Annotated in this window: 7 protein-coding genes; all 7 read right to left on the reverse strand. The window is 48.1% G+C overall.

Annotated features, from left to right (window positions below; all coding sequences use genetic code 11):
• Positions 1 to 23: 23 nt before the first annotated feature.
• Positions 24 to 1673 carry a phosphoethanolamine transferase gene (locus L4C36_RS18245; protein WP_428479231.1) on the reverse strand — a complete coding sequence of 550 codons (1650 nt, stop codon included), beginning with the start codon at positions 1671 to 1673 and terminating at the stop codon, positions 24 to 26.
• A gap of 325 nt (positions 1674 to 1998) precedes the next feature.
• Entirely contained in the window at positions 1999 to 2577 is a 579-nt protein-coding gene (locus L4C36_RS18250) for a DJ-1/PfpI family protein (protein ID WP_428479232.1), read from the reverse strand.
• A gap of 164 nt (positions 2578 to 2741) precedes the next feature.
• A complete protein-coding gene (locus L4C36_RS18255; protein WP_428479233.1) occupies positions 2742 to 4163 on the reverse strand; it encodes an OprD family outer membrane porin in 1422 nt (473 codons plus the stop codon).
• A 633-nt stretch (positions 4164 to 4796) separates the two neighbouring features.
• On the reverse strand, positions 4797 to 5582 hold the full coding sequence (gene kdgR, locus L4C36_RS18260) for a DNA-binding transcriptional regulator KdgR (protein ID WP_428479234.1): 786 nt from the start codon (positions 5580 to 5582) through the stop codon (positions 4797 to 4799).
• Positions 5583 to 6058: 476 nt separating this feature from the next.
• A complete protein-coding gene (locus tag L4C36_RS18265) occupies positions 6059 to 8467 on the reverse strand; it encodes a polysaccharide lyase family 8 super-sandwich domain-containing protein (RefSeq protein ID WP_428479235.1) in 2409 nt (802 codons plus the stop codon).
• Between the two features lie 55 nt (positions 8468 to 8522).
• Complete coding sequence (locus L4C36_RS18270; RefSeq protein WP_428479236.1) at positions 8523 to 11030, reverse strand: polysaccharide lyase 8 family protein; 2508 nt, start codon at positions 11028 to 11030, stop codon at positions 8523 to 8525.
• 100 nt (positions 11031 to 11130) lie between these two features.
• Entirely contained in the window at positions 11131 to 13956 is a 2826-nt protein-coding gene (locus L4C36_RS18275) for a polysaccharide lyase 8 family protein (RefSeq protein WP_428479237.1), read from the reverse strand.
• Positions 13957 to 13978 lie beyond the last annotated feature (22 nt).

The following is a 13978-nucleotide window of genomic DNA, read 5'->3' on the forward strand; positions in this document are numbered from 1 at the left end:
TATCACATTCATTTCAATTCGGCTCACAATCGACACGCCGCCAGCATATCTAATTGTGGTTGGTACTCACGACTACTCACATCCATCATCCCCAATACGGTATGAAAGACATTGTCATGCGACAGTTTATCATGTTGTGCTACTTGTGACATACACTGCCCATCAAGGCGCTGGTGTTGAGTAAAGTTGGGCGAAAACCAGGTGATCATCGGAATGTGCGTTTGTTGCGACGGCGCAACCGCATACGGCATACCGTGCAAGTAAATCCCGTTCTCGCCCAGTGACTCACCGTGATCCGACACATAAAGCATGGCGGCATTTACCTGCCCACTTTCTTGCTTTAACAGTTGGATGACCTGATCCAACACATAGTCGGTATACAGCAACGTATTGTCATAGGTGTTCAATAGCGCTTCTTGCGAGCAACGTTGCAGATCACTGGTCTCACACACCGGCGTAAAGCGTTCAAAGGCTTTTGGATAGCGCTTGGCATACGTCGGGCCATGGCTGCCCATCAGGTGCAACACAATCACACTGTCATTGGTCGCGTGTGCCAGTTGCTGCTTTAACGGCTTGAGTAAAATCCCGTCGTAACACAAACCATCCGGACACAATGCCGGATCCTTCGACCCTTGCGTCGCAATCACATTCACACGATCAGCCACGCCTTTGCTGCCACTGTTGTTATCAATCCACGTCACCGCGACGCCCGCATGGCGCAACACATCTAACAGCCCTTCTTGATGGCGCGCCGTCAGCGCATTGTAATCATCATGGGTCATGCGCGAGAACATGCACGGTACCGATACGGCCGTTGCGGTGCCACAAGAGGTCACATGCTGGTAACTCAAAAGGCCACCGGCCTCGGCTTCTTTCGATAAATACGGATTGGTGTTTCGCGCATACCCATCCAGTGCATAATCTTGTGCGCGGGCGGTTTCTCCCACCACCAACACCAACACATTCGGCTTACCGACCTTTCCTTGTTCGGCCTTTCCTTGTGCTGCATTGTTGTCCACAGCATCCGTCCCGATCGCGGTAAACGGCAGGTGCGCTTCGTACAAACGTTCTTTCATTACCCGATACCCCGCACTCAGGAAATTAGTGGGGTTGATCATGGCTTTAATTTCACTGTGATTACGCAACAGCGAGGCATAATCTTTGTAATACCCTGCCGCAATACCGCCAACCACCACGACGGACAGCAAGAGAGCACCGCCTTTGTGCAGTAATAGTTGACGGGTAGACGCCCCAAAATCGACGTCAATACGTGAAAGCAATAACAGTGGGATCACCGCTAAGCCCACAAACCAAACCAACATAACTGGCGAAAGGTAACTGGTTGCTTCGTGCGTATCGGTTTCAACCACGTTGACCATCATGCCGTGATCAAACACCACACCATACTGGTACATGGCATACGTCACCCCTGTTGCAGCGATAATCAAGACCGGCAAGATCACCCGATACACGCGCGGCCAAATCAGCAACGTAAACACCACATTCATCAGCGCCGCAATAAAGAGTGGAATAGAGAGCAAGAATCCCCACCCTTGTACTGCTTGCGCGTCAAACAAGGCAGACAGGTGATGCCACAAGGCAATGTTTTGAAAAACGGTAAAATAGAGGACAATCAACAGGGTAAAAACCACATTACGCATTCGACATTTCATACTTGCACCTACATTCCTTCTTCACAGACAGGGTTAGTGTATGAAAAAACAAAGCACTTTATTGTCTGACATTGTATGGAGGCGGCCAGAGATAGAGCACCAAGAGGCGATGGCGGCGAATAACGGTAGATAATGGTGCGTGCTAGGCGGCACATGAAGGGGGAGATAAGTGAGGATAACGCGGGGCGAGCGCCTAAGTAAACAGGCAAAAAAAAGCCCTGAAGCGACAAGCATCAGGGCAACGGAGGTATAACAAACAACTATTTCAAACAACAGTATTAAAACAACAATGGGTACTCAAAGAAAAGACAATCAATACGAACAATTAACGAAACGGCCAGTGGTCAAAATACACGTGGTTTGCCTGCCACTCCACTTTCCCCGGATTATCATCTCGCAGGATTTGTGCGACGGTGAAAGCAAATTCAAAGCTGACACCCAGCCCTTTACCCGTAATAAATTTATCAGACACAACCACTTTTTTATTCACGTACTGACCATCCGCGAAATTCTCCGCCAAATTATCACCCGTGGTATATTCACGCCCTTGCAACAAACCATGTGCAGCGAGCACTTTTGCGCCCGACGAACATAGTGCACAAATATATTTATCTTCCGTAATATGCCTTTTGAGAAACTCAATCACCATTGGGTTCGCCGATAAATTATCAGTGCCTTTCGGGCCACCTGGCATCATGACGGCGTCATACATATTATCAACACAGTTTTTCAGGGTATCGTCAGCGGAAATACGTGTTTCAAAATAACTGTTCAGCGTGGTGGTTTCCATGCATGACAATACGTCCACTTTCATTTCCATGCGGCGCATAATATCAATAAAGACCACCGCTTCCCCTTCTTCAAAGCCATCGGCAAGTAATACAGCAATACGTTTTTGGTTCATGATGTCTCCTAAAGGGATAGTTTGCTCATCAGAGCAATCAAACGGCAATTTCTTTGTTATGACCCGCGTCATAACAAAAACATCGCAACAAGCCGATGGTGCAGAAAGAAAGCCCCGCGAACGAGGCTTTCACTTAGCGACCGTTAATTATCTAAAACTGTGTATTAACGCACACCGAACGAGTAAGACATCATCAACTTCATGTCATTACGATCGTACTTGTAGTTCGTGTCTTCAGAGCGGAAGTACGCAGGGAAGAAGTTCACGTTCAAGCCTTTCAGATCGCCTTCTAGGAAGCGGTAACGAATGTTGTAGTCGATAGAGTACATGGTACCGTCGTACGTACGATCATCCGCTTTCTGGCTCTTATCTGTGATAACGTCCCAACCGTAGTTACCGCTTAGACCCATGCTTAGGCCTGGAACACCCCACGATGCGAAGTTATAGTCTACGCCCAACTTAACGGCTTTCGTGCCATCTGGGTTGTAGTCTTCAATCTGTGAAGTTGCTTGCATGAAGTTACGGTTGTCAGAGTTAGCCCAAGGCGTTAGGCGGAAGTTGTACGCGCCACCTGGATCACTTGGTGCATCTGTTTGGCTATATGCAAAGCGGAAGTTAAAGCCACCGGTCTTAAGATCGGCACCTAGCGCAATGTAGCTTTCTACTTCAGCATCATCGACTTTAGACACTTCGCCTTCAATGTACTTACCGCCATGATAGAAGAACGCGGTGTTCAGCTTCATATCAGCACCAAGATCAAAGCCGTACTTCACCAACGCCTGCCAGTTGTCACGGTAGTCTTTACCCTGACCGTAGCCTAGGTCAATCACGCCGTTGTCTAGCTCATAGATCGCGCCGACAGAGTGAATGAAATCAATCTTCTTCGCTTTTGACATGCTCGGGTCACCTTGGTGCCATGAGTTAGTCATATCTTTGAATTCGTCAGTCCAATCGTTCTTAAACTGGTCAGCCCATGCATAACCTAGATGTAGGTTACCCATTGAGAATTTACCTTCCACACCACGGTATGAGTGTGGGTTCAAGCCCCAAGAAGAACGAATGGTACCCATGTTAATACGGGTGTAACCTGCGCGCGCTGCAAAGCCCAGCTCTTCATCACCTAGCTTCATTTTCAACGCAGCAATGTTCAAAGAGGTATTGGTTTTTTCACAGAAATCGCCGCCTTTGCCGTCATCGTTACAGTCGTAGTCATACAGCAGAATTTCTGACTGGCCTACGGTGTCACCGATCTTCAACAAGGTGCTGCCCCATAGGTCAAAACCAATCACGTCTTTAAAGTAACCAGAGCGGTAATCAAAGGCGAGCTGCAGCGTTTGGTTTTCAATCTGTGGCTTAAAGTCTGCACCCGGTGCACGCTCTTCACGGTCACGAATATAAAGGAATGTATGAACATTCAGTTTAGAATCTTCATAAAACGCTTGCTTAGCAGCATCAGATAAATCGATCGCTGCAACACTTTGGTTTTCCACAATATTTGGGTCTAACTCAGCCTGCGCATTAAAAGCCATTAATGCTGAGGCGATAGACAAACTTAGCACAGATAAACGCTTTGCCTGCTTTTTCATAATTATATTCCACCGATTTGTAGGGTGTGTTTCAAGATTGAAATCATATTATTGCATGCAAGAGCAAAGATAAAACAAAACATCATTTCAGTTTTAATAATTATGACATTCATCATACTTCAAAAAGCTATTTCATTTTTAAAGGAATTGAGTACCACTAGAATTGATAGATTTATTTGTTTCAGATCACAAAACGTATTCTGTAGCACGTAAATAAATTATTATTGCTCTCCTTTAAAAATGTGACAATGCACAAACTCTTTATAATACCAACAACGTCGTCAATATAACCGCTCATCTAAAGGCCGGGATGCCTACAGAACAGCGTATAGGGGATAAAGGAGGAATGTCCGTATTCAGCCTGTTTACAGGCCATTAGCACCTACTCAGGCGAACCTTGTCGACGCATTAGATATGCCAGCCCGACTTGATAAAGATCCACCGTGTTACTGGGTCACGCGCTAAGACGCGATTCTGAACCTTGCGCGATGAGTAACGAGGCGATAAAACAAAATAACGTAATGCGATTAATGAGATTGAATAACCGCAAAACAAAAAAACGTAATAAAAAAACCGCCTGTTTTAAGCAGGCGGTTTTTAATAATGAGCGATGAATCACACTTATGGGAATGCTTATGGGAAAGAAGGATATTCTTTACAGCCTAGACGGCTTGATACTTCAGCGGCAGAAGCGTGAAGCAATTTAATGAATTCTTCTTTTTTACTCTCTGTAAAGCGCATCGTAGGCAAAGAAATACTCATGCCCGCGATAACATGGTTGAAACGGTCATAAACAGGCACCGCCAAACAACGTAGGCCGACTTCTTGCTCTTCGTTATCTTCACCGTACCCTTGCGCACGCACTTTTGGCAATTCAGCCATCAGTTCATCAATGCCTTTGTGGGTTTTCGGCGTTGATTGCGTAAACACCACGTCTTTCAGGCGTTCACGTACATCATCTTCTGAGCGTTCAGCCAGTAGCACCTTGCCAATCGCGGTACTGTACAGTGGGTTACGCTTGCCAATACGGGACTGCATGCTCAATTTGTACTTTGAATCAATCTTATGGATATAGATGATGCTGTCACCATCAAGGGCGCCAAGGTGCAACGCTTCCATCGTTTCATCAGAGATTTTGCTCATCTCGGAGTGGGCGTAAGAAATAATATCAATATTGGATAGCGCGCCCGCGCCGACTTCAAACAGCTTCAATGTTAACGCATAACGTTCTGTTTCCCCTTCTTGGGAAACGTAACCTAATGTTTTCATTGTTTGTAAAAAACGATACACCGTACTTTTCGACATCATCAGACGCTGTGACAAATCGCTGATCCCGATTTCTTTTTCAGTACACAGTGTTTCAAAGATTGCCATCGTTTTTTGAACGGAAGATACTGATTCAGGTTGCTTATTGCTCATTCATTCATCCTATACTCAATCGGTGTGCGCTTCATAAGGTTTGAAAGATTTGAACCGCAACGAATAGCGCTTATTTTATGCAAGTTACACAAAAAATCAATCGCCCACCAATAAAAATGAAACGCATGTTTCAGTTTGAGTTATCTACTCATCATGGGAATATTCTTGCGTGATAGATGATGCTATCAACGCCTTACTTCCCTTCCATTTAGGGTGTGTCCCTCAATTATGTTGCGTCCATCGCTGCTGCTATTTTCAAGCAGGGCAACTTAAAAAATGTGTGATTTGGTGGGCCAAATGAGCAATTTTTAAGGCAGCCATGCGCAGAAAATAGCGCAGTCCGAAGGGTTATGGCCAAAATCCGCGCTATCTGCCCAAAATGGCTTGAAGATAGAACCACTATGTTCATCGCCATTTTGATTGCTTTCACGAATTTTGGACCTATAACGATGGTGAAAATAATTAAGGGACACACCCTAATACGACGCACCACAATAAAAACGAAAGTGGTATGTCGCTCCTTCAAGGTCTTTCATATCGACTACCCAATCCCCCGACACGCGCTGAACACGGCACTCGGGATCGGTCATTAATTCCCCCATAGGGATCGACGATAATCCGAATGTAACGGGCATGTGGGTACGTGTTGGTTGACTCAACCACACATGACAGACATTGCCGCGCACTTGGGTCATCAGCATCATTTCACCGTCTAAACAGGCATAGTCACATACACTGCGAGACTGCCAGTTAATGGCAAAAAAGGTTTGCGAAGTACGGTGGTACACCGCATGCAAATCACGGCGAAGACTCAGCCAGGTCCAATCAGGTTGCGCAGCAAACGTTGTTAACTGCACAGCTGTGCAGTTTGGCATTAATAAATATGCATAACGTTGATCATTATCGTATTCTTGTATTGATTTACCGTCATCGTGCATTAAATTATGGGCCATCGTCGCACGCAACACCGCCCCCGATACGTTTGTCGCAGGCAAGTTGCGCGCATTTTCCGGAAACTGATCATTCCAATCCCCCTGACGCATTTCTGTTTGGACAGACAGGTTTTGTGCGAAAGGCAGGTAAACCCCACACTGTGACCTTGTCTCACCGTCACCTTGCGCCCAATGAACATGCTGCTTTACGGCGACCTCGTGATGTTTCATCGCATCCGTCGGCCATGATTGCCCCTGCCCGTCCACGGTTAATGTGGCTTGGTTTAGATCATGTAATTGCATATTACTGATCGTCGTAAAGGCGCAGCCCTGTTGCGATCGAATATCCGATCCCAGCATCACGATCTGATCACCAAGGCAGACATAGCTTTTTTTCGCCTGCAACGTATTGTCATGGTTATAGAAATCGGCCCCAAACAGCCCCATCTCCCCGTTCGATACCCCACCGACAAAACGCATGTCGTGTTTCACATCATCGTATTGTCGACAACCGCCATAATCGGGCAAAGTACGTCCATCGGTCGTCGTACCCGGCAAAAAGCGTTTATCCACCAGCGGATACCAATCGTGATACTGACGATCATCGTTGTCATACAGATACGTCATACCATCGCCGGTGTACCAGCCTTTGAGGTTCTCTTCGGTCGTCGTTAGGCTTTCATAATTACCAATACGATCAGAATGCAGAGAGATCGAGAAAGCAAACCCATTACCACGATGCACCATACGATCTTGGCAATAAAACAGTTGATTTTGTGGCTGTGCATCTTCCCCTGCCACATTGCAGTTCTGCGCGATCGCCAACGCACTCAGTAACACCTGTAATTCGCTTTGGTCCTGATAAAAACGATCACCATGAAAAGCTAAGTGGTGTTTGATCGCGGACGCTAAACGCGGTTTCACTGTGGCCTGACGAGAGGGATAAAAACGCAACAACGTTGCCAAGGCCGCGATGCCTTCCCCTTCATTCTGTCGCCAGCCACGGGCAATACCGCGTCCGGTGACACATTCCATCAATTTTCCCCGATACATGAAAGGCAATACTGAGCCTATCAAGTAATCGTCAATCAACGCGTAACGCGGATCTGATACCACTAACCCTGTCTCTTGCGCCGCATCCAGCACATGGGCGATACCATTCAGTAAGACCAGCCCGTACCCGCCGATATAGGGAATATTCACATGCTGAAGAAACGAGCCATCACGGTAAAAACCGTTGCCCGATGTAACAGACTCCAGCGTGGTGGGGATAGCCGTCATCGCCAGCGCAATATCGTCATCGTTTTGTTCAAACATGGCACGCAATAACACCACCATCGCCAGATCAACCAAGTTCGCGCCGTGGGCACGCATCGTTGGTCGTGTGGCGCCGGGACCATGGTGCTCCCAATAGGGCGTGGGGGTCATATAGCGAGAGGCACTGTTCAGCTTTTCAATCAACGAGGCTGGCAGTTCACGGCGTAATAAGGCACACGTGGTATAGAGTGACTTCGGCACCGCAATTTCCCACTCCCACCAGTTGCCAGTACAGCGCGCCCCTGCCACATAGATATGGGTCAAGACCACGGTTAATGCATGAGTGATCGCATGACGCATGTCCGCGGTATGGCAATCCGGGCAAGTACGATACGCCAAGGCCAGATGTTCAATACGGTAACAGGTATGCTCCATATGGCGGTTATGTACTGTGCCGTCGTCATTAAACAGCGGCAGATCCCCCCATATAACAGGCTGACTGTGTTGGGGATACACTTGTGCACTCTTCAATAACGCCTGAAACCATTGTTGTGCGGTTTCAGCGCGCTGTGACAGTACCGGTACCAATAACGCATGTGCTCGCTCTGCCGCCGTTAACCGTGATGGATAGGTCCAGTTATCCAAAAAGCGGGCGTAGTCAATGGTCACATGTGCATCCTCATTGTGTTTTTTCATCGCGGCTTACCTAAAGAAATGGGCACCTTTCGATGCCCATTATTTACAGATACTATCAGTTAACACGGTAAGAGAAAAAGTACGCTTCACCGTCTAGCTCTGTCGTATCTACCTGCCAGAAACCATCAACCAACGACACGCGATCATCTTCATCACTGACAAGGGCATCGCCCATTGCCTGCGGGAAGGACACCTGTATCGCTTTATCTGTACGCGTCGGTTGGCTGATCCAGACTTTCGCCAGATCACCATCACGCACCATCAGCACCGACAATTCACCGACCGTTCTCACCTGCGCACTGGTCTGTACGGTTTCACTGAACGCGTTAGCCGCTACCGCTTTCAGGGTATTTTCTACCACCACATGGAAATCGGCCGTTTGCGCGACAATCTCAACATCAGGGTTACGGCCATAATCGGCGGTTTGCTCAGCATTGTAGGTCGGTAATAACACGTAACTGTACGCAGTCTTGCTGTCATTATTGTGTTCAATTTGGGTTTGCGATACCCATCCTGACACGTTGGTATCGTCCATCTTATTTTCATTTTCCGGGTACAACACCGCCCAGTCACCATTTCGGGTATGGTATTTCATCGTCACCGTTTGTGCCGTCGGTAAGTACACGCCCAAGGCAGATCCGTCCACATTGCCCGCCACATGGAAGCTGTTGACAGGCTTAGCAACTTGATTGTTTTCCGGGGTCCACTGTGCACCATCAACGGTTAACACGTTAGTACCATTCTCATTCAGCTTACGGTTATCAATGACGGTATAGCCTTTGTTACCTTTGGCCCAGAAATCGGTTCCCACGGCGACGATTTCATCATCAAACATGAAATAGGATTTCTTCACGCGCAGCGAGTTATTGTGGTTATAGAAATTCGCCCCATACAGGCCAATATCACCGTTAGAGGCACCACCCACCCACGTCATATCTTTCTTGGTATTGTCATACTGACGGCGACCACCACAATCCGGCAAGGTCGCGCCATCAGTGGTCGTCCCTGGCAGGTAACGTTTATCCACCAGTGCATACCAATCGGTGTACTGATGGCGATCCGCATCATACAAATACGTCATACCGTCACCGGTGTACCACCCTTTCAGGTTTTCTTTCGTGGTGGTCAGACATTCATAGTTACCGATACGATCAGAGTGCAGTGACAGTGACAAGGCATAGTTATCACCGCGATGCACCACGCGATCTTGGTTGTAGAACATGAAGTTACCCGGCGCGGCCGCTTGTGGTTTCAAATCTGCATCTGTCATGATGCGATCCGCCACAGACAACAGGTTCAGATCGCCAGTTGTCGCAAAGTAGGTCTCTGGATCTAACGCTAAGTGGCTTTTGATCAACTGCCCCAAACGCGCTTGTGTCTCAGCATCACGGGAGTCATAAAACGATAACAACGCATTCAAGGCGCTGCGGCCTTCCGCATGATTTTGCACCCAACCACGGGCAATGGCACGGCCACTCACCGCATCCATCATTTTGCCTTCATACATGAACGGCTCAACCGCCGAGAACAAGTATTCGTTGATGGTCTGATAACGTGCATCACTCAAATCAATCCCAGTATCAGTGATGGCGTTCATCACTTTACCGATCCCAGAGAGCAAGGTGACACCATAGGTGCCGATATACGGGATGTTAGCGTGTTGAATAAAGCTGCCGTCATCGTAGAAACCATTCGCCGTGGTCACAGGGGCCAATACCGTCGGTAAGGCATCAATCGCCATCTTGATGTCTGCATCATTTTGTTCAAATGCGCCACGCATCAAAACAACTAACGATAAATCGACTTTATTCGCGCCTTCAGCCGCCATTGGCTCGCGGGTTGCCCCTTCGCCATAGTGCTGCCAGTTTGGATCCGGTACAAACCAGCGAGTCGCGTCATTGGCCATTTTCACAATGCCATCAAACTGCGCTTGCTGGGCGGGTGTAATGTGGCCTTCCATCAAAGACAAGGTATCGTACAGCACCTTCGGTACACCGATTTCCCATTCCCACCAGTTACCCGTCGATGTTTTTCCGGTGGCGTAATAGTCTTTAAGCATGAATGCCAGACCATAAACAATGTCATCACGCATTGCATCGGTGGCCAGTTCGTCAAAACTGTTGTACGCCAACGCCATGGTTTTCAGGTAGTTAAAGCTCGTCATCATATTTTTGTTGTGCACGGTGCCAGCATCATCAATGACCAACACATGGGTCGCCCACAAGTGATCCGCTTGATCACGCACCATGCTTTCCTGCGCACTACGTCCTGCATCAAAACGGGAGGCCAAAACCGCTTTATAGATCTCTTTTTCTCGTTCTTCAGCGGTCAGCACCATTGGGTACGTCCACTTATCAATGATTTTGCCGTATTGGATCTCAACCGGCTCCGGTGTGGTCGGGATCGATGGTTCAAGCGGAATAGCAGGGATAGACTCTGATGTATGACCATCAGAATTCAGATCATCAGAATGGCAGCCACTCAAAGCCAGGGTTAACGCAATCGCCACTGTCGACAACGACAAGCGAGTAAAAGACGGGCAAGACAAAGACGTTGTTTTCATAAAAGAGTCTCTATATATCCATAAAAAAGAGAGAAAAAAAGCGCTACCCCTCAAGGAGCAGCGCTTTATTTACCGTTACGCAGTCAACTCGTCACCCGTATTACAGGGTGTAGCTGAAGTGGTAAGGTGCACCGTTCAGACCGTCTGTATCGATCTGCCAGTAACCATCCACCAACTCTACACGGTTATCTTTGTCTTCCACCGTGGTATCACCCAAGGCGTTAGGGAATTTCACACTCACAGGCTCACCCGTGCGCGTTGGCTGACTCACCCATACCTTCGCTACGTTACCTTCACGTACCATCAATACAGACAGTTCACCTTTGGTTTCTACCTCGGCACTCGTTTGCGCATCAACACTGAACGCGTTCGCCGCGATCGCGTTTTGCGTTTTCTCAATCACCACATGCAGATTCGCCGTTTGTGCCGCAATTTCGACATCTGGGTTGTTACCGTACGCCGTTGTTTGTGCCGCATTGTGGCTTGGTAGCATCACGTAAGCGTAGCTATCCACTTTGCCTGCACCCGTTTGATGATTAATCAAGGTTTGCAGTACATAGCCTTCTACTGTTGGCTTCTCCATCTTATCGGTGTTCAGTGGGTACAAGGCTCCCCAGTTACCCATACGGTCATCCCAACGCAGTTCCGCTTTTTTCGCGGTTGGCAAGTAAACGCCCAACTGGGAACCCGCCATGTTACCTTCAACGTGGTAAGTCGTATTGGCCGTGATACTCGCGTAATCATCACTGCTATTAGCCTTCTCCGGTGTCCAAACGGCACCATCAACGGTGATGGTGTTAGAACCATCTTGCTTCAATACACGGTTTTCAATATACGTTGCCACGCCCCACGTTTTGTCGGACTGCACATCAGAACCCAGCATGACGATTTCATCATCAAACGCGAAGTAAGATTTCTTCGCAGAGGTCGCGAAGTACTTACCGTTGGTCACACCTTGGCTTGAGTTGAAGAAATCTGCGGCAATCACACCAAACTCACCGTTTGACGTACCACCGACCCACTTCATGTTCGCTTTCTTGTTGCCGTAAGTATTACGGCCTTTACAATCACCGATGCTTTCACCCGTGGTCGTAGCCCCTTGCATCTTGCGCTGATCAACCAGTGGATACCAATCGGTGAACTGGTTATGGTCGGCATCGTAAAGGTGTGTCATACCGTCAGCCGTGTACCAGCCACGGGTGTTTTCGGTATTGTTTGCGCCACACTCGTAGTTACCAATACGGTTTGAATGTAACGAGACTGCAAGGGCGTAACCATCACCACGGTGTACCATGCGGTCCATGTTATGGAACAAGAAGTTACCTTTCACTTCACCTTTCGCGGTAACGGCGGTGTCGTTCAAGATGCGCTCTGCCACATCCAACACTTTAAAGTCGGTCGCTTTGGTAAAGAAGGCATCCGTATCGGTCTGAAGTTGCTCTTTAATCACTTCACCCAGACGCTGCTTCACCTCGCCTTCACGTGAATCGTAGTAACGCAGAAGCACAGACAATGCACCACGGCCTTCGCCTTTGTTCTGTGACCAACCACGCGCGATAGCACGGCCTGAAACCGATTCCATCATCTGGCCTTTAAACAAGAACGGGGCAACGGCACTGAATAGGTACTCATCCACCAGCTTGTAGCGCTCATCATCCAAAGAGATACCGGTATCGTCCAACATCACCATGATACGTGAGATATTAGACAGCAAAATCATGCCGTAGGTACCGATGTACGGAATATCTTGGTGCTGAATGAACGAACCATCGGCATAGAAACCGTCTTTGCTGGTTACTGGCTCAAGCACGATTGGCATCGCATCCAACGCACGCTGAATTTCAGCATCATTCTTTTCAAAGATACCGCGCTGTAGCACCACCATTGAGGTATCAACACGGTTTGCACCTGTGTTAGTAATGTCATTGTGTGGCGAGTTACCCGCATATTGCTTAGTTGGATCAGGCAATTGCGCGCGCGATGCATCAATAATGTCTTGCATCATGGCTTCAGGTACGTGCGCATAGATCAATGACGCGATATCGTGAATGATCTTCGGTGTGCCGATCTCCCACTCATGCCAGTTGTCTTTCTTGTGTGGGATCAAGTCAGCGTTGTAGAAGTCTTTCAGTAGGTAGTCCATCCCGAACAGGATATCTGCCAATACTTCATCGGTAGTAAACGCCGGATCGTTCAACGTATAAGCCACCGCCAAATCACGTAGGCGAGCAAACGACGTTTTGGTTGCCATTGCGTTAACCGTTGGGCCATCACCGTAATCTTTATACAGTTTCTGATCGGCCCACAAATACTCCGCGTTGTCTTTGGTAAAGCCCGCGTAAGAGGCCGTTGCGGTATCCAGCTTGGCTTCAATCATGAGCTGATATTGCTCATCGGTCGTATTTGGCGGCGTCCATAGCGATGCCCAGTTCTTCACCGCTACGTCATAGTCAATCTCAACCGTTGGTGCCACAACGTCAAACTCAGCAGGTTCACCTTGAAACTTCACCATGTCGCCTTGGCTGATGGTGTTAGTCATGGTGTAAGCACCCGCAGCCAAACCGTCAATTTCTACCACGGCATAACCGTTTGTGAAATCATCCGCTTTCAGTTTCACCGTTAGCTCAGTCTCGGCATTACGTACGGTTTGAGAAGCCATCACCACACTGGCTTCATCACCGACCAGTAATGGAGAAGAGGCGGTTTTACTTGCAGCAACCAAGTCAATCGACACTTTAAACGGCTTATTCGGTGCCGGTTTATTCGGTACTGTTGGCGCATCCGCCGGAATCGATGGGTTCGCCGGTAGTTTAGGCGTTTCCACAGACGGCGGTGTCGTTGGATTCAATGTGTCGTGATCTTCATGAATACAACCAGTCATCGTGGCAGCGATAGCTAACGCAAGTAGCGAGTGTTTCATTTGCATAGGGGGTGTTCTCATTATTAGT

The organism is Photobacterium japonica (assembly GCF_050337005.1).
GTDB classification, from domain to species: Bacteria; Pseudomonadota; Gammaproteobacteria; order Enterobacterales; family Vibrionaceae; genus Photobacterium; species Photobacterium japonica.